Source organism: Flavobacterium silvaticum, from assembly GCF_012911565.1.
Classification (GTDB): Bacteria; Bacteroidota; Bacteroidia; order Flavobacteriales; family Flavobacteriaceae; genus Flavobacterium; species Flavobacterium silvaticum.
Window position 1 is genome coordinate 108,071 of the sequence record NZ_JAAMPU010000096.1, and the last position, 19,370, is coordinate 127,440.

A 19,370-nucleotide genomic window follows, 5' to 3' on the forward strand; every position below is an offset into this window, starting at 1 on the left:
CGTTCTTCGTTTATTCGATTTTGATTACAGTACTTCCACCAATAAAGTCATGAATTGCCCTGTTCTTTTTAGTGAAAAAGATGGTTATGAAAGATATCCAGTAGAAAAGGATTTTGAACAAATATCTGAAAAAGGAACGAATGATGTTTATCCTCTTTTCCGGATTTGAATGCTTGCGGACTCTTATCCCAATGAAATAATTGCCAACCGTTGTTCCCAATGAATTGCAGGCCGGATCGTAAAAAACGAACAATCCTAAAAATATCCACTTTCTCGACCACACAGGCAAATCCTCTGAATTTGGAAAAAGAAGTGCAGTTAAATACATTACATATATGATGAATAGCGTATCAACTGTTCTTGCCTGAATTCTTTCTAAAATTGATGCGGATCTATAGAGCAAGGTTAAAGAATTTCATACAATTTGATAGGACTTGTAACGTTTCGCCCACCGCGAGCCAATCCTGACCGTTACTCATTTATTCAAGCGTCAGCGTAATCTGGCCTTCATCATCGATTTCCGTATCCGGACCGTCACCAATTTCCACTTCGGGTGCTTCCGGAATTTCTTCGACCGGAGGCTCATATGGCAACGGTTCCAGGAGATTCACCTGCTTGAGCTTATCGGTGGTCAGTTGATTGCCGAGCGCCTTGAAACCTTTTACGGCAATGAACGATTCGATGTCAATCGTCTGATTTTCTTTCTGTACGCCTTTGACTTTGGTAAATACGATTTCAGCAACGGGACGCCAATCGGTGGAAACGATTTCCAATTGGGAATTCGCGTGTTCCGAGATAAAGATGTCTTCCTTGTTTTCGTTCTCCACGAGGAACCGCTTTACATAATATCGTTCCTTTTCGCCATCGTAGTAAATAGCTGACACCGGTTTGTTCGGCAGCCACTTTTCAAGCACGATCATATCGGGTTCGAAATGGGTCGATAAATCCGGGATGATGACCTTTAGTTTTCCGGTAGATGAAATGACGAGCAGTTTATCCGTCGGACGGAATTCACCCAAAAGTTCCCCGCGTCCGTCCGTATTGAGTCGCTGGACGGTGTCGTCGAACCAGATTTTTCTCGGAAGCAACGTAGAGATACCTTTCTCCTTGAGCTCGATTTTCTTGATCGGGTATTTGGTGACCGTATTTCCGCGTGAAGCCCGTCCTTTGATGGCCATGTCGGCGAAATCGAGATCGAATTTGAGTTTTTTGACAGATCCGACCTGGCGCAATAAAATCGTGATCACTTCTGCTTCACCGTTAGGGTTCGCCGAGAAGTATAACGTTTGTGAACCGGGCTTTTCCTGAGTGAGGTTGTACGCTTTATCGCGCGTAACACCAGAAACATTGAACCTTTTGATAAAAGACGGCCCTGATTTCCCGTCGCGGTAAACCATATTGTAAATCGTCCGTTTGTCGTTTTTGTCGAAAACGGCTACATGGATGATGTCTTTCCCGATGAACTTTTTCTCATCGACTTTGGTGATCATCATATTTCCGTCGCGAAGGAAAACAATTACGTCATCAATATCCGAACAATCGGCCACATATTCATCTTTCTTGAGGCCGGTTCCAATAAAACCTTCTTCGCGGTTGACATACAATTTGGTATTGCGCAGCACAACTTTCGTCGCTTCGATCGTATCGAAACCGCGCAATTCCGTTTTGCGTTCGCGTCCTTTGCCGTATTTCTCCTTTAGCCTTGTAAAGAAAGCAATCGTAAAATCAATGATATGCTCGAGGTCATGCTTGACCTGGGCTATGTCGCCTTCAAGTGCCTCAAGTTTTTCCTGTGCCTTGTCGATATCGAATTTCGAGATACGCTTGATGCGGATTTCGGTCAGGCGCACGATGTCTTCTTCGGTTACGGCCCGTTTCAAATGTTTGGTAAACGGTTTCAGTCCTTCGTCTATGGCACGGATGACGCCTTCCCAGGTTTCTTCTTCCTCGATCAGGCGATAGATGCGGTTTTCGATGAAGATGCGTTCCAACGACAAAAAGTGCCATTGTTCTTCGAGTTCTTCGAGTTGTATCTCAAGCTCACGCCGAAGCAGTTCAACCGTGCGGTTGGTTGAGATCCGAAGCATTTCTGATACCCCGACGAATCTCGGTTTATGGTCTTCAATGACACAACCCAAAGGCGCGACCGATGTTTCGCAGGCCGTAAACGCAAACAAGGCATCGATGGTCTTGTCCGGGGAAACACCGGGAAACAAATGGATCAGGATTTCGACCGCAGCGGCCGTATTGTCTTCGATTTTCTTGATCTTGATCTTGCCTTTTTCATTGGCCTTCAAAATCGAATCGATGAGTGTCGAGGTGTTCGTCGAAAACGGAATCTGGGTAATGACGAGCGTATTCTTGTCGAGCTGGGAAATCTTCGCCCGCACCCGTACGCGTCCGCCGCGCATACCGTCGTTGTAATTCGAGACATCGGCGATTCCTTCGGTCAGGAAATCCGGGAACAGCGTAAACGGTTTGTTCTTGAGGATTTTTATCGATGCGTCGATAAGTTCGTTGAAGTTATGCGGCAGCACTTTGGTCGATAAACCTACGGCGATTCCTTCGGCTCCTTGTGCCAACAGCAACGGGAATTTGACCGGAAGGTTTACCGGTTCGTTTCTTCGGCCATCGTAAGATGCCTGCCACTCTGTGATTTTTGGAGAGTATAATACGTCGTGCGCGAATTTGGTCAGTCGCGCCTCGATGTAACGTGAAGCCGCAGCTCCGTCGCCCGTTAAAATATTTCCCCAGTTTCCCTGGGTGTCTATGAGTAAATCTTTCTGACCAATCTGCACCATCGCATCACCAATCGACGCATCACCGTGTGGATGGTATTGCATGGTATGTCCGACCACGTTCGCTACCTTGTTGTAGCGGCCGTCGTCGAGTTCCCGCATCGAGTGCATGATACGTCTCTGAACCGGTTTGAATCCGTCTTCTATGGCCGGAACCGCGCGCTCCAGGATTACATAGGAAGCGTAATCGAGGAACCAGTCTTTGTACATCCCGGTGACTTTCGTGATCGTGTCTTCGGGGTTTACTTCCTGGTTTTCGAAAAAACTGGCGCTTTCAGATGATGAGGCGTTGCTGGAAAGTTCTTCCTGGCCGGAATCTTCTGGCAGTTCTGGAGTTATGTTTTCTTCGTCTTCAGTCATTTGGTCGGTTGTTAACGGTTAACAGATAACAGTTAACGGTTTATTCAGGTAAAATTGAAACAATCGTTTTTATTGAAATTGTGGTGCAGCCCGGATGCAAGTGAAAAGCCCACAGCTTTTTGGCTTTGGTTTTTTTGTGTATGGACGGCGACCAACGGAAGCCGGCCAGAGACTTTAAAAACCTGACAAAAAGCGAGGACTTGCAACGATCAGCCGGAAGTGTCTGCCATAATTCAAAAAGCAAAATTTATTCTCTTTACACACTATAATTTTCACGCTCCAACAATTCCCCCTTTGGGGGTTAGGGGGCTACCACATCCAACTCCACCTTCAAATTCCGTATGATAAAATCCTGTCTGTCGGGCGTATTCTTGCCCATATAAAACTCAAGTAAACTCTCGATGGTCGTAGCCTTGTCAAGCATGACCGGATCCAGGCGAATGTCCTGGCCAATGAAATGCACGAATTCGTCAGGAGAGATTTCACCCAATCCTTTGAATCGCGTGATTTCAGGTTTCGGCTTTAGTTTTTCTATGGCGTTGACGCGTTCTTCCTCGCTGTAACAATAAATGGTTTCTTTCCTGTTTCGGACGCGGAACAACGGTGTTTGCAAAATGTACAGGTGATTTTCCTTGATGATTTCCGGGAAAAACTGCAGGAAAAAAGTAATCAGCAACAGGCGTATGTGCATACCGTCCACGTCGGCGTCGGTCGCGATCACGATTTTGTTGTACCGCAAATCTTCCATGCTTTCCTCAATATCCAAAGCGGCTTGCAACAGGTTGAATTCCTCGTTTTCATACACGATTTTCTTGGTCATGCCGTACGAATTCAAAGGCTTGCCACGCAAGGAAAAAACGGCTTGTGTATTCACGTTGCGTGATTTCGTGATGGAACCCGAAGCCGAATCACCTTCAGTAATAAACAACGTACTTTCAAGGCTCAGCGGATTCTTGATGTCAGTAAAATGTACGCGGCAATCACGCAGCTTTTTATTGTGGAGACTGGCTTTCTTCGCGCGGTCTTTGGCGAGTTTACGTATGCCGGAAAGTTCCTTTCGCTCGCGTTCGGCCTGTAATATCTTACGCAATAGCAAATCGGCGGTTTCCGGGTTTTTATGCAGGAAGTTGTCGAGTTTGGTCTTGATGAAATCGTTGATGAAGGTTCGCACAGATGGCATATCGGGCCCAATTTCAGTCGAACCTAATTTTGTCTTCGTCTGGGATTCGAAAACCGGCTCTATGACTTTGATCGAAATGGCACCGACGATGGATTTGCGGATGTCGCTCGGTTCAAAACCTTTGTTGTAGAATTCACGCACGGTCTTGACCAAAGCTTCACGGAACGCGTTCAAATGCGTTCCACCCTGAGTCGTATTCTGTCCGTTGACGAAGGAATGATACTCCTCGGAATACTGACTCTTGGAGTGCGTCATGGCAATCTCGATGTCGTCGCCTTTGAGGTGGATCACAGGATATTGCATGTCATCTTCCTTGATGTCTTCTTCAAGCAAATCCTTAAGGCCGTTTTCCGACGAAAATTTTTCCCCGTTGAAATAAATCGACAAACCTGTGTTCAGGTAGCAGTAATTCTTGAGCATCCGGACCACGTACTCGTTCCGGAATTTATAGTTCTTGAAGATGGTATCGTCCGGGACAAAGACTACTTTGGTGCCTTTGCGTTTTGTCGATTCGGTGATTTCTTCTTCTGATGTCAGGTTTCCGGCAGAGAATTCGGCGGCTTTCTGTTTGTCGTCCCGAACGGATTCGACGCGGAAATAATTTGACAGCGCGTTGACGGCTTTTGTTCCGACTCCATTCAACCCGACGGATTTCTTGAACGCGAGCGAGTCGTATTTTCCACCTGTGTTCATCTTCGAAACCACATCTACGACTTTTCCCAATGGAATGCCGCGGCCGTAATCGCGAACCGAAACTGTTTTGTCCTTGATACCGACCTCGATGGTCTTTCCCGCACCCATGACGAATTCATCGATACAGTTGTCGATGACTTCCTTGAGCAGGATGTAAATCCCGTCATCAGGGCTCGAACCATCGCCGAGTTTCCCAATGTACATACCAGGCCGCATCCGGATGTGTTCTTTCCAGTCGAGCGATCGTATATTGTCTTCGGTATAGTTCGTTTGGTTTTCCATAAAAGCGGTAGAGCCGCTAATTTAGCCGATTTTGAGAGGTTTTTTGGGGTTGGTTTGGGGAAGTTATTAAGAATGATATTGACAGGTTTCTTTGGAGATTTTGACTGGAAGCTTTCGGGTACGGAAATTTCAATCAGTCGAAAATATTCAGTTCTTCATCGTAAATCGGGCTTTGGATGTCGAGGAAATTCAGGACGCTGTGGAATACGTGATGCTGGGATACGGTTTTGTTTGGTTTGAGTTGCCTTGAACCATCGGTCCAGACAATGAACGGAATGTCGTATTGTTCCTTTGGAGCAATGCTCAAAGGCAGTCCGTGCATATAGAGATTGTTTTCACCCAGTGACTCACCGTGATCGGAAACGAAGATCAGGGCACTGTGATACTCTTTTAAATCGGTAAGGTCTTCAATGATTTTATGTAGCAGGTAATCGGTGTAGATGATAGTGTTGTCATAGGCGTTGATCAAAGCTTCCTGTGTACAATTCGCCAGTTCGACACTAGTGCAAACAGGTTTGAAGGTTTCACATTGGGGCGGATATTTTTTGTTGTAGGTTGGTCCGTGGCTCGTGCTCGTATGCAGGACGATGAGTATTTTATTCTTTTTGCTGGAAAGGATTTGTTCTTTGAGTCCTGTCAGCAGCAATTCGTCATAATTACATGGCTTACCTTTACATTTTTGGCTTAAAACCGCCCGATCCTGGTAGTTTTTTATATGTATGGGCGGTTCTCCCCAGTTTGTGGTCCGCCAGATTACATCGACATTATTTCGGTATAAATAATTGGGCAGGATTTCATGGAACTCACCCGTATCGGCATGTTCCAGAATGCATTTTACCCCAGCCGTAGTGTAGGTAGCGCAGGAAGTAGCTTCAAAATGGAAAACATTGGTCGTTTTGGAAAGCAGCGGATTGGTGTTTTTTGAATATCCGTACAACGAAAAATTCTGGCTTCTCGCAGATTCGCCAATGACAAGGATCACGACCGATTTGCTACTGTCTTTAATCGTTGCATCGGGCAATAAAATTTCCTTTTGATTCTTTTGGTTCCGATGGGTGTAAAAAAGTGACGTATTCACCGCATATGACCACGGCATCGCCAATCCGCCCAATCGTTTGGAATTTTTATCGATCCATAACCAATTGCTGGCATTGGCAAATACCAAGACCAGCATAAACAGAAGCATAAGTGAAGATGTGATTAAAAATCGCTTTATCGGAACGCTGAATATCCGGGCTTTCACAATATATAATCCGGGCAAAATTCCAAGCAGGGTTACGTAGACAATTAATTTTATCGAGAAAAAACTGCCCGCTTCTTCATAGTTCGTGTTCAGTACGTTCCCAATCATGCTTTCGTCAATGATGACAGCATACGTGTTGACGAAATAAACCGCGACCGCATTGAGCATGAAAGTCAGCACCAATAAAAATTTGCCCAAATAACGCGACAGGAAAAAAATAAGGTAATACACCCAGGCGTTTGCGACCAACATCAGGACAATCAGGCTGATAATCAATATCATTCCATTCAGGCTCTTGTAATCATGATGGCTGAAAACGAAAGTGTAAAAAGGAATATGGAACAGCAGAAAAGTGAGCAGGCTCATCCAAAGCACAAAATGTGGCAACGGTATGGTATTACGCATTTTGGGCATTTGTACTTTCATGAGGTGAAAATGCAACTCAATCCTGAAATAATTCTGAATTGATATTGATTTGCATCTTTAAAATGTAAAACCAAACCGTATTCCGCCCCATTTACCTGAAGCCTGCGGATAAAACTCCCGCGTTATCATTGTTCTGGAATATTCAAAATACAACGTCCGCGTCTGTAGAATGATCCCGTAATTGTGTTGTCCGACGAACCGTTTTATATGGCCTGATGGAATCGTATACGGGCTTTTATCGTTGAACAAACCGCCTTGTAACGTGGCATCGTAACCTATTACGGAAACCATAGGCTGTGAATAGGCGTAAAGCGAAAATTTTCTTTTGGCCGTTACCGATGTGAATGGTGAATTGATGATTCCGATTACCGAATTTATACCAACGGAAGCATTCGTAAACAACGTTCCGAGCCGAGCTGTTCCCTGTGCATTGATGGCAAAAATATTCCGGAAACGGAACAATTGTTTTTCGTAATCGACCTGATAGTTGATGACCACATCGTTTTTAATCTGGTTCCTCCAGCCAAGCGGGATCGTATTTCCGGTGGCTTCGTGAATGCCCACCTGCATTTCCTTACCGAATGCACCGGGCCCGAGGATTCCGAGATTCAGGGAAGAAGTCAATCGTGATTTGCGTATCGTATCTGTAGCAATCAAAAAGTTTTTGAGCATGATCGCTGCTGCAAACGGACGGTCGCCGTATTGTATTTCGGCAAATTTGTACTTGTCCGGCGTGTATCCGATGTGTTCGAGTGAAACACCGTATCTGAATTCCGAATCTTTCGATTTGAAGAAAATATGGTTGAGTGGATTTTTTCGGAACGCCTTGAGAACAAGCTCAAAGTTATACCCCTGGGTGTAATTCCTGTCGGTCGACGTGAAATAGTCGTTGTCGTAATGGAACCGGGAATAACTTTCGCTTTTGATGTCGCGGAACGAAACGAAATGGTCTATTTTCTGGCAGAAAACAGTACATGGCAATAGCAGCACAAGCAAAAGTCTCATGCCATTACCTACGCTGACAGTGCCATTTGGGTTTTATTTTTCGATTTTATACGTAACGACGCAATCGTGCCCTACATAAACCGTAAGATAACCGCGGGCCTGTTTTTCAATTGGGATTTCAAAAACCGAAGCAGTTCCCTGTTTTACAGCCTCGGCAATTTGTAAAGGCCCGCCGCCAATGGTATAGGCGATTTTGTCGGTATTCAGGTTTTCAAATTTCAGTGGAACGATGTATCCGCTTGGCAAAGTACCAGATTGTGGAAAGGTAACCGTATAGTCGGCATTGATGTAATTTCCGTAGAACAACGGAAGCTTGGCAAATATACTGGCGTTGAGGTCTTTTGGCAGCCAGCTTTCATCGTCAGGATAATGATTGAGAAAGAAGATGTACGGATTGGTGAAAAAATAGCCCGGATTGAATTTGCTTTCGAATTTGCCACTATCGGTATTCACGGCACCTGAAGCCCAGGTAACATCAAGCATTTCCCAATTTCCGTTTATAAGTACCGCATTCCAGATGTGGTCGCTTGAAACAGGCATTTTACCAATATGCGCCGGACTTGTCTTTGACGTGCCGGGAATGGTCGTGGCTTCAAGGCCTGTGAGATAGGCAACAACATCGAATAAGGCGGCGTATCCGCGACAGACACCTTTGCCGGTGCGTAAAGTTTTATTGGCAAGGTCGAGGTTGTATTTGCGAAGTTTGAGTTGCTTATCGCGTTCGTCGGAATACGTAAAAGCGACACGGCCATCGCGCAGGGAGCGCATTTCAGAAAGGTCGTAGCGAACATTGAAAGCAATCCAGGAATAAATGGCCCGGGCTTTATCTGCAGGATCCTTAAAATCGCGATTGATACGGTCGGCGAGCTGCTGTGGCGCGGAAAAGGAATTGGGGTATGCCTTTACCGCGCGATCCACGGCAGCAAAATCGTTGGCGAGTATCGGGTTTATAAAAAACAAAAAGAGTAGGGTAAGGGGCAAAAGTCTCATATCATCGTCATCAAAGGGTTGCCAGTTTCCTAAACGCAAATGCGGACGTTATTAGTATAACGCCCGCAAATTCAGAATCAGGAATAATGAATGAAATTATTCCCTCACGATTTTTCTCACTGTTTTTCCAGCTGAGGAATTTACCGTCAGGAAATACACGCCGGAAGGCAATTGGTTCACCGGAATTTTATACTCCAACTGGTTTGACAACGAAAGTTTCTTTACGACACGGCCGTTGGCATCAGAAAGGGAAGCGTCCGTCAATGCTAATCCATTCGGGTTCAATAAACGGATTTCTGAAGATGCCGGATTCGGATAGACTGAAATAGAAGCTACAAGATTCTCCGAAGCACTCAAGGTTGTCGTAGTGACAACCAACTGAGGCGGTTCTCCAAGCAGATAAAGTGCATGGTTTCCGTTTGCTTCATTTTTGGTCAGTTCGTAGACGCGTATGGCGTACATCTGGTTCGGTATCAGCCCTGAAACATCTACGGTGGTACCGGTTCCTTTATAAACGATGCGGCTTCCGTCCGGTAAGGCATCGGCAGCTGCGAAATTCGGTATATTGTTGTAATCAGTACCATCGATAGGATAGGATTCAAACAATGGTGCTGTATTGTTTGGGATGGGTTTCATGACGACTACACGATCGGTTCCATTACCATTCGTCCAGCTTATACCCATCGAAGTTCCACCAATATTGCCAGCGTTCAGATTTTGGGCAGGCAGTAACGGAGATTCGAATAAATCATAGGTCGGATATTCGGTGACCGCAGCCAGGCAATTCCACCCGAGCGCATCAAGTCCGTTCCAGAAAGCGTTCTCCAAACTGCCAACAGCGCGTTTGTTGAGTATAATGGCCCACGTATATCCGCTGTTGCTGCGGACCAGGTAACTTGCGGTTCCGTCAAGCGCACCCGAGTGCCACCAATTGTTCGCTGTGTTGACAGACCAGCCTTTGGCGTACCAACTGTTTGTGGCAGAAGGTTCTACCATGGTCGCGATGCTTGAAGCAGAAAGAATATCCGGTTTGGTGGCAAAACCGTCAGCGGCAACCATAAGGCGCAATAAATCACGTGCCGTGGCAATCCAGCCTCCGTGTCCGTCCATGGCTTCTACACTGAATCCGCCGTATTCCCACGGAACCAACGTATTGTCGTTATACAGAGAATAGGTAGAGTAACCGTTACCCACATATTCGCCTTCGCGCTCCATTTTTTCAGAAAGCAGGTTTTTACCAATATGCATGTCATAAATACCCAACGGCTCAAGGATTTCCTGTTGCATCCACGCTTCATAATCCATTCCCGAGATTTCCTCAATGATTTCACTGAGCACAAGGAATCCCATATTGGAATAGGAATATGTCGTTCCCGGATCGTGGTTCAATGGTTTTCCGAGCAGATAAGCTATCAGGTATTCTTCTTTTACAGGATTGGTTTCGCCTAAAGTAGCCGTCACATGCAACGGAACCGATATGGGGTCACATCCACCAAAATCCCACGGGTAAGGTGTAGTTGGGTTCGGGAAACAATCGATGTCGCGATCCCAGCCCGCATTGTGTTCGAGCAGCATACGGACTGTGATGTCATACACGCGGTTATCGACGATGGTTGCCGTAGAAAAATACCAGTGGTTTTCCAGTAAACCCCCGGGGCCGAATACTTTATCGTCGAGTGCAAGCTGTCCGTTTTCTATCATTTTCATGATTCCGATAGATGTCAATGGCTTGGAAATACTGGCAATCCGGAACATGTTATACGGTTGGGTGTCATCGGTCTGCCCAATATCTGAATGACCATAGGCACGTGAAAAGACAAGCTTACCATTTTTAGTGATCGCAAAAGTCGCCGAGGGAATGTTGTAGGTTGTAAGGAAATTGGTCATCTGCGTGTCGCAAGCACTCATTCCGGGTACATAAATTCCGGTTTGTGAATGACCGAAAATAGATAAAATCAATACGGCCAGGAAGTAATTTTTTTTCATGATGGGTAACTGTAGAGGTTGTCTTGCTAAGATATTGAAGTCTAATTGATTGTCTGGTTGTTTTGAGAGGTATAATGATTAAGTTATCAACAAGTGTCGGGCTTTGGGAATTATCAGGCCCGGTAAGCCGGCAACTCAAATCCCTGTCAATGAAAGCTTCAAACGAATACTAACCAAAAGTAACCTTATACTAAGCCAAAAGATACCAATGCTTTATTGTGTCAGTACGCGTGTGATAAAAGCCCTTTTTTGCACCAAGATTTTATTATCCACCTCTAAAACTGCACAAACACCATGAAAAAAATTATGCTTTTATTGCTGATTTTCAGCATTCCGATGATTGGCCAGCACAAAGTAGCCGGAAAGATTAAATTACTGAACGAAAGACGAACCAAATTTGTCCCTTTTTCACCATTGGTCAAAAGCCAAGGAAATGTACCAACCGTAATTGACGATATCGCCAAAGGAGCCACAATCGCGCAACTTGATCTGCAACTTGTAAAACAAATTGTATCTGCGGCTCCCGAAGCGATTGAACTTTCGATTCCTTATGAAAATGAAGTCGTGGTGACACAACTTTATCGTGTCGAACTGCTTGCCAGCGGTTTCCATGCCGATACCGAAAGCCAGGTAAATACAGATTATCGTCCCGGAGTTTATTACCGCGGCATTGAAAAGGGCGATGAAAATTCGCTGGCTTCCTTTAGCTTTTTTGAAGATGAAATGTCCGGTATAATATCATCATCAGACAAAGGCAATGTTGTGACAGGACATGTAAAAGGCGAAAGGAACAAGACTTCTTATGTGGTGTATGCCGATACTTCGCTTACCATACAGAACAATTTCGGCTGTGCAACTAGTCTTTCTGACAACAACCGGAATCTGCGCCTCAATGCGACGGAATCTGTGACCGATACCAATCATTGCGCTACAGTCTATTTTGAAATCGACAATGATATTTTCCTTGCCAACGGGTCGAGCCAACAGGCCACGGGAAACTGGCTGACAAGTATTTTCAACAATACCCAGACGTTGTATGAGAACGATGGAATCACCGTTTCCCTAAAATCATTTATGGTCTGGACTGTCCCGGATCCATATTCCAGTGCTGAAGCCTCAGATTACGTAGTTGCCTTTGGGACACGTTATTTTTTCCAGGATTTTGACGGAGATGTGGGCCAATTGCTCGGCATCGATCCCGGAGATTTGGGAGGTGTCGCCTTTATTGAAGGATTGTGCCAAAACAGCCAAGGCCTCAATGTGAGTTATGTAGACATAGACGACCTTTCGTTCTTGAGTGTGCCTTTATACAGCTGGTCGGTGCATGCCGTGACGCACGAGCTCGGGCATTTGTTCGGTTCGCCACATACACACGATTGTGCCTGGAACGGAAACAACACGCCAATCGACGGTTGCTTCACCAACGAAGGAGCCTGTGCGCCCGGGCCTATACCTGCACAGGGTGGAACCATTATGAGCTATTGCCACCTGCAAGGCGTCGGGGTCAATTTTGCCAATGGTTTCGGGCCGCAGCCTTCGCAACGCATACAGAACTTTATAAACAACGCTTCCTGTCTTGGAACTACGTGTGCCGCAGTTTCGTGCCATAATTATATCACTTCGGTCAGCAGGGAAAGCATGAGCCCAGAGTCGGTGCATTTTTCGTGGGCCGATGAAACTTCCGGGCCTTGGCAGTATTCGATACAACCGTATAATATGACGGCTTCTGATTGGCAGGATGTTTCCGTTCCATCTGCTATGCTCGAAGGATTATCGCCGAATACCTATTACACATTCAAGGTGCGTAATATGTGTCCGGATAATGGCGCCACAGCAGAACAAGTACTTTTTGCTACCGATGCCGACTGGTGTGCGGGACAGGTCTTCACCGGCCCGAACGGAACGACAGGTTTTTACGGATTGAACCAGCATGTCATACGCACGATTGCACCAACAAATCCGAATTCGCGTATAAAAGCCCAGTTTTCGTCGTTCTTCCTTGAAACCGGATTTGATTTCTTTACCGTCTATGATGGAGATAGTACAGATGCTCCGGTTATCGGCCAATTCACAGGGACTTCCATTCCGGGGCCGTTCGTTTCGACTGCGGACAACGGTGCGCTTACGTTTGAATTCACTTCGGACGACCAGGTCAATTCGTTGGGTTGGGTAGCCAATATTTCGTGCGAGTCGACACTCGGCACAGATGAAAACAGTTTTTCAGGCTTGGTCTATTATCCAAACCCTACGACTTCACAATTGACTGTTTCGGCATCTGAATCCATGGAAAATATCACGGTTTATAACGCCTTAGGGCAAGTGTTGTTGCAGCAAAAGGTTTCGGCTACACAGGCTATGGTCGACTTGTCACCCTTTTCAACCGGAGTCTATTTGCTCAAGGTTTCGGGAAGCGGTAAATCGTCTAATTTCAATATCGTCAAACAATGATTTTTCGTTAGCGACTCTGAATATTCTTTACATAAAAAGAGGCAGCCGGATTTTGGTTGCCTCTTTGTTTTTTTGTTCCTGTTCAATACTGATTATTCATATAATTTGAAGATTCCCGTATCGAAAGCCGTCCATAAACACGCTTTCCTCTCGCACGATTTGAGCGAAGCGTTGGCCCATGTATTACAGGTTTCAAATAGGCTGTATGTGCCGACACCTTCGTAGAACGCATCATGATTCCCGTAATTCGCATTGGTTTTTATGTAGATAGGAAGTTGGTCTGGGCCTTTCCGGAAACTATCCAGGATGTAAGCCGTAAGTTTTTGATATTGCTGTTTGGTGATGCCTATTTTATGGCAGGATTTGCTTTCAGACAATGATTTGTAATAGGTGCAATGCATGGCTGTCGTGCTTAATCCGAAAGCGGCTTTGAAAGCGGTGCTGGCTTTGAGGTCATCCCAGGTTGGCGTTTCCAGGTAAAAACCTTTGTCGCCCCAACCCATCGCGAGCCAATTCGCTGTGGAATCCGTTGCGACCGTATTTTTGAAAGGAACCAGTTTGCTCCAGTCCATGTCGTCGGTTTTTACGGGAACCACAATATCGGTATGGACGCCGTTGGTGAGAATGTAGATGGAAATGTCTTTGGAATCGACGGCATCCGTATTGACGGGAATGCGCGACAGGCAAAAAGCCATAATGAGGTACATGAGAATGGCTGAAACGACAGCACCAATGATAATTCCGGTAATCTTGAGGAAACGCTTCATAAGTCGATGATTTTTTTCCCGCCTTACAATCACCTTGCCATCAATTCAAAAGCAGGACTTTCTCAGTGCATTCCGGAAGCATGGCCAGAAAATACGATAGGTTCTTTATTGATCTTCAAAAATACCAACGCTATCACAGCACCTATAAGTGCCATGCCGACGCCGACAAGATTCGGTGATTCGTAACCAAAACCCATCAGTAACGGCAATCCGCCCAGGTAAGCGCCAAGGGCATTTCCAATATTAAAGCTGGCTTGAATCGTGGCAGATGCAATCATTTCCGAACCTTTGGCCGTGCCGATAACAAGCATGTTTATAGGAGCGACAACACTGAAAGCGGCACATCCGGTCAGGAAAACAAGTGCTATCGATACAATCTTATTTCCAGATAAAAAATAATCTGCCGTCAACACAGAAGCGACCAACAGCAAGGTGGCGATTACAGCACGTGACGGACCCATGGCATCTGAAATGCGTCCGCCTGCAAAATTTCCGGCGACCATTCCCAATCCGGCTACCACAAGCAGGTATGGAACCTGTTCCGCAGCGAAACCGCTCACTTCCGTAAGCAATGGCGCAATATAACTGATCCACGAAAAAAGGCCGCCGAACCCGATTGCCGTGATGAAAATCAGCAACCAGGCTTCTATCCGGGAGAAGAATTTGAGTTGGGTGACAAGGTTGCCGGAATCCTGTTTCTGCAGGTTCGGCATGAATCGCCACATACTCAAAACGGTGATCACGCCAATTATGGCAATGATTACAAACGTATAACGCCAATGCAGGTTGTGGCCTACAAAAGTCCCAAGCGGAACACCTACAACGTTGGCAAACGTAAGTCCGCTGAACATAAAAGCGATGCTTCTGGCTTCCTTGCCTTTTTCGGCCAGACGGCTTGCCACCACGGCACCGACTCCAAAGAACGCTCCGTGCGGCAATCCCGACAGAAAACGCGAGGCAAGCATCAGGTCATAATCTGGGGCGAATATGGAAGTGGCATTGAAAACAGCCAGCATGACCGCCAGCCAAAGCAACATCTTTTTGGGCGGGACATTCCTTCCGGCAATGACCAGTAAAGGTGCGCCTACGACTACTCCGAGTGCGTAAGCTGCGATAAGGTGTCCGGCTTGGGGGATTGAAACGTTGAGGTCCGAAGCGATATCTGGCAACAAACCCATGACGACAAATTCTGTGATTCCTATGGTGAGGCCGCCAAGGGCCAATGGGAGAAGATTCAATTTCATGCTGCAAAGTTAGAGCGGTACACATCAGATTTAATTGTACTTTTGCAATACATTATTGAAGAAATGCGATATGCGGAAACTGAATCAATACGAAACGCTTTTACTCGATGAATTCGAGGACGAGAAATTCCATCTGCCCGAACATACCCATACCTATTACGAACTGATCTACATACGCAAAGGCAACGGAATCCATCGGCTCAACGATAATCTGATTCCGTATGTGGCGGGCGATTTATTCGCGATTTCGCCGGACGATCGCCATTATTTCGATATACATGAAAGCACGCGATTCGTCTACATCAAATTCACCGACAGCTATTTCAGTTCCAAAAAAAATCTGGCAACCGACGAAATGCTGATCCATTCGCCCGAAGAATTCATGCGCGAAAAACGGCTCAAGGAAAATGCATTGCGGCTCGACGAACCGTGTGCGGGCATCCTTAAAAATACGGTCGATAATATTGTGGCGTATAATTGCAGGAAAGATGTTTCTACATCGCCAATCGTTTTTTACCAGATACTTTCGATTTTCGGGTTGATCCGCGAAGCAATCGGTTCCGAAGAAAAACGAGATACGACGCGTTGCGATAACAATCAGCTGATTGGTTATATACACCAGCATATCTACGATCCGCACCGCATCCAGGTCAAGCAGATCGCATCTGAATTCCATATAGCAGAAACCTATTTCGGGGCTTACTTCCGACGTAATTTCGGGATGAGTTACCGTGAATATGTCAATAACCTGCGCACCAAATTATTGGAAAAACGCATCGCTGGCGGAAATTTGTCATTGCAGCAAATCGCCGATGAATTCGGGTTTGCAGATAACAGCCATCTTTCGAATTACTTCCGGAAAAGGAAACAGCTCAAACCCACCGATTTTGCCCGTAAACAAATCGGCAAACGCAAAAACTAAAGCAGTTGTTTTTGAATCGCGCTCACCTTTTCGCGAAGTTCTTCATCGAATAATGGATTGCTGATGCGATTGGCATGGATATCGAAATTATCAGGGAAAGACGGAAGCGAAAAAGAATCGCGTATGTCCATCCCGTATCGGCCCATATTTTCAAGTGCGTAACCCAAAACGCCTTTGCCGCCGCGCTGGCCGGGAGAAGTAGCCATAAGCAACGTCGGTTTTTGCTGGAATACATCTTTGCGGATTCGCGAACACCAGTCGAACAGGTTCTTGAAAGCCGCCGAATAGATACCATTGTTTTCAGCAAGTGAAATCACAAGCAAATCTGCCGTCCCGATTTTGTCAAGAAATGCCTGTGCCAACCGATGCTTACCACTCGAAGCTTCGCGGTCAACGCTGAACAATGGCATTTCGAAATCATTGATATCGAGAATTTCAACATCGGTATTTTCAAAAAGCCCGCAGGTATATGTTACAAGTTTCTTGTTGATGGAATGGGACGATGGTGATCCGGCGAAGGCGATGATTTTCATAAAGTCAGGGTTGTTTCAATATCTTCAGAACATCTTCTTTGTGACTACAAAACCATCTTTCAAGGTGACTTTAATTATCGCAATTTCCAGTTGGCTTTTAAGTGTCAGTGTATGAGAATTGGAATTGACATTAGTTGATTCCGCAATTTGCCTTCCGCTGTAATCAAAAATAGCAATTTGGGATAAAAGTTTTTCTTGTGATGCAACTTTGACTTCTTGTCCTTTACGGAATATTTCCACTTCATTTTGAGTGATTTCAAATTGGGATGTGTCGAGAATTCCGGAACTGTATAAGCGTGCTATACGGTTGCGTCCAATACCGTTTACTTGAATGAATCCTCCAGCTATTATTAGCCGTTCATCCTGTGCGACTAAGGAGCTTACGCCGGTGATTGGGGTGCCTGTGTCAAAAGTTGTATCGGGCGAACCATCATGATTGTGGCGGACAAGGCCTTCAAAGGCTTCATTGTCAAGACTCGTAAACTCTCCGGAGGTGAAGAATTTTCCATCGACCTGAGGAAAAATCCTGCTTACCTGTATCCATCCATTTGGGGTTTGTGCTTCATCTGCAAATACAGTTAAAATATTACCATTTTGATCCAGACGTAAAAAACGATTATAAAGAGCAGAAGGGTCTGGCAGATATTGATCAATAAGAAGTATTGTTCCAGAATTTTCTACCGCAATTAAATTTGAATAAATGGTGTACTCGTCTGATGGGGCGTGGAAAGATGAATCTACATTACCACTATAATCAATTTTGAAAAAGATGTCATGTTCATAATAGAAAATACCCGGATAAGCCAAGGTAACCAATATCTTCTGTTGGCCCGGCAAATTAATTATGTTTGTAGCAAAGTGGTTCGGCGGAAGAAAAGGGGTGTTGAATGTGTAATCACGCGATCCGTCAGCATTAAGACAAATGAAGGTCGGGCAGTTAACCCCGTTGTATGAATCAAAGTTACCGGAGACAAGGATTTTGCCATTGTCCAGTATTCTTACGGCAGTAATACCAGATCCCGTTGCTCCAGACGCATCTGTAAAACCGGAACCAGATTGAAAAGAATTGTCCACTGTACCGTCTGGATTTAATAAAATCAAATGATTTGCCTGTTGACCGTTGTAATTACTAAAATTTCCACTTATCAATATTTTGCCGGAAGAAGTTTTCTCCGTAAAAAAGATTCTTCCGTCAAAACCTGTCCCTGGATCAAATGATTCATCCAATTCACCATTAATGGTCAACTTTGCTATCCTTCGACGCGAAACATCATTGTAATGATCGAAACTTCCGGTGATGAAGAGGTTGCCTTGATCAAGATTAATGATGGTGCCTATTCCGTTGTCAGCCCCAGTCCCGTTACCCCTGTCAAAGCCGGCATCCCATGTTCCGTCTGTATTGCGACGACTAACTTTATGTTCGGTAGTACCCTCATAATTGGAAAATCCGCCAGCAACATAAAATTTACCATCCGGCAGCAACCTGATTTTGTAAACGCTTGGCGCTCCAAACATAGGGTCGATACCTGTCTGGAAGTTTTCGTCTACAGTACCGTCGTCATTAAAACGTGTCACGCCACCGCCGCCTACAAGTATTTTTCCATCAGGCTGTACAACTATCGGGCAGTACATTAGATTCGAGGCATATTCGTTCGGGGATAAAAAGGTATTGTCAACAGTTCCGTTTGAATTGTATCGGCGCAGTAAAAAGTCGGTACACGTGACATACATTTTTCCGTTTGCCAAAAGTTCCACTGATCGCGCCGAATAGGTTGGGCCCGTTGGAACGAATGCCGTATCAAGTGAATTATCCGCATTTAACCGGGCAAAACAGTTGCGTGCTTGGCCTGCTACCTGTGAAAATGCTCCCACTATAATCAATTTTCCGTCCGGTTGTATAGCCGTGTCAAAGACCAGGTTGTTTGTATTGATCACAACGGTAGGGTCTACGGTACCATCGGCATTCAGCAACGCGATGTATTTCAGGCTCTCAGTTCCGACAGATGTGAACCAACCGGTAATCCAGAACTTACCGTCCGGACGTGGTGTAAACTTGAATATAGGCCCTCCGAAAACAGAAGTAGTCGGAAAACTTTCATCTAAGCTTCCGTCAGCGTTCAGACGCAGGATTATGCTGTTGGCCGTATCATCTATTTCAGGAATATCTGCCGAAATAAGGAATTTTCCATCGGGTAAAAGCAACATGGAGTGAACCAATCCTTGCGAATAGGGGAATGAAAATGAAGTATCTACAGATTCATCGTCATTCAATCTTACCATTTTCCATGGATGGTCGTCATAACTTGAAAATCCACTCAAAACAATTTTGCCGTCGGGTTGTAAAACCATATCCTGGGCAGTTCCGTTGACACCATTTCCAAAACCAATGTCTGTAGGATTGAAGGTCGGATCGTTTTGTCCATCCTGAGCCATAGCGATTGAAGCCAAACCCAGGAAAAGGGATAGTAGAAGTTTTTTCATTTGAATGTTAGA

General features: G+C 45.4%; 13 protein-coding genes. 2 read left to right on the forward strand and 11 right to left on the reverse strand.

Annotated features, from left to right (window positions below; translation table 11 throughout):
- Nucleotides 1-10 precede the first annotated feature (10 nt).
- The 7 genes from G6047_RS16965 to G6047_RS02320 form a co-directional block, all read right to left on the reverse strand.
- Nucleotides 11-403: an RDD family protein gene (locus tag G6047_RS16965; protein WP_169525849.1), complete on the reverse strand. Its 393-nt coding sequence runs from the start codon at nucleotides 401-403 to the stop codon at nucleotides 11-13.
- Nucleotides 404-479: 76 nt separating this feature from the next.
- Complete coding sequence (locus G6047_RS02295; protein ID WP_169525850.1) at nucleotides 480-3,158, reverse strand: DNA gyrase/topoisomerase IV subunit A; 2,679 nt, start codon at nucleotides 3,156-3,158, stop codon at nucleotides 480-482.
- 301 nt (nucleotides 3,159-3,459) lie between these two features.
- Nucleotides 3,460-5,313, reverse strand: a complete 1,854-nt coding sequence (locus G6047_RS02300; RefSeq protein ID WP_169525851.1) for a DNA topoisomerase IV subunit B — start codon at nucleotides 5,311-5,313, stop codon at nucleotides 3,460-3,462.
- Between the two features lie 133 nt (nucleotides 5,314-5,446).
- Nucleotides 5,447-6,961 (reverse strand): phosphoethanolamine--lipid A transferase EptA, encoded by a 1,515-nt coding sequence (eptA, locus tag G6047_RS02305; protein ID WP_235946479.1) that lies wholly within the window; start codon nucleotides 6,959-6,961, stop codon nucleotides 5,447-5,449.
- A gap of 78 nt (nucleotides 6,962-7,039) precedes the next feature.
- On the reverse strand, nucleotides 7,040-7,987 hold the full coding sequence (locus tag G6047_RS02310) for a lipid A deacylase LpxR family protein (RefSeq protein WP_169525853.1): 948 nt from the start codon (nucleotides 7,985-7,987) through the stop codon (nucleotides 7,040-7,042).
- Nucleotides 7,988-8,020: 33 nt separating this feature from the next.
- Nucleotides 8,021-8,977, reverse strand: a complete 957-nt coding sequence (locus G6047_RS02315) for a transglutaminase domain-containing protein (protein ID WP_169525854.1) — start codon at nucleotides 8,975-8,977, stop codon at nucleotides 8,021-8,023.
- A gap of 96 nt (nucleotides 8,978-9,073) precedes the next feature.
- Complete coding sequence (locus tag G6047_RS02320; RefSeq protein WP_169525855.1) at nucleotides 9,074-10,963, reverse strand: serine hydrolase; 1,890 nt, start codon at nucleotides 10,961-10,963, stop codon at nucleotides 9,074-9,076.
- Between the two features lie 294 nt (nucleotides 10,964-11,257).
- On the opposite strand from G6047_RS02320, the gene G6047_RS02325 reads away from it, so the two are divergent.
- A complete protein-coding gene (locus tag G6047_RS02325) occupies nucleotides 11,258-13,411 on the forward strand; it encodes a M12 family metallo-peptidase (RefSeq protein ID WP_169525856.1) in 2,154 nt (717 codons plus the stop codon).
- A gap of 92 nt (nucleotides 13,412-13,503) precedes the next feature.
- On the opposite strand, the gene G6047_RS02330 is transcribed toward G6047_RS02325, so the two are convergent.
- Both G6047_RS02330 and G6047_RS02335 read right to left on the reverse strand, forming a co-directional pair.
- Nucleotides 13,504-14,178 (reverse strand): TIGR02117 family protein, encoded by a 675-nt coding sequence (locus G6047_RS02330; protein WP_169525857.1) that lies wholly within the window; start codon nucleotides 14,176-14,178, stop codon nucleotides 13,504-13,506.
- 62 nt (nucleotides 14,179-14,240) lie between these two features.
- The gene (locus G6047_RS02335; RefSeq protein ID WP_169525858.1) at nucleotides 14,241-15,422 is read right to left on the reverse strand and encodes an MFS transporter; all 1,182 of its coding nucleotides are present in this window, start codon (nucleotides 15,420-15,422) and stop codon (nucleotides 14,241-14,243) included.
- A 70-nt stretch (nucleotides 15,423-15,492) separates the two neighbouring features.
- Between G6047_RS02335 and G6047_RS02340 the strand changes: the two genes are divergently transcribed.
- Nucleotides 15,493-16,344: a helix-turn-helix domain-containing protein gene (locus G6047_RS02340; protein ID WP_169525859.1), complete on the forward strand. Its 852-nt coding sequence runs from the start codon at nucleotides 15,493-15,495 to the stop codon at nucleotides 16,342-16,344.
- On the opposite strand, the gene G6047_RS02345 is transcribed toward G6047_RS02340, so the two are convergent.
- Together G6047_RS02345 and G6047_RS02350 are read right to left on the reverse strand one after the other, a co-directional pair.
- Nucleotides 16,341-16,877, reverse strand: a complete 537-nt coding sequence (locus G6047_RS02345) for an NADPH-dependent FMN reductase (RefSeq protein WP_169525860.1) — start codon at nucleotides 16,875-16,877, stop codon at nucleotides 16,341-16,343. The genes G6047_RS02340 and G6047_RS02345 overlap by 4 nt on opposite strands.
- A 24-nt stretch (nucleotides 16,878-16,901) precedes the next feature.
- A complete protein-coding gene (locus tag G6047_RS02350; protein ID WP_169525861.1) occupies nucleotides 16,902-19,358 on the reverse strand; it encodes a hypothetical protein in 2,457 nt (818 codons plus the stop codon).
- Between the last annotated feature and the right edge of the window lie 12 nt (nucleotides 19,359-19,370).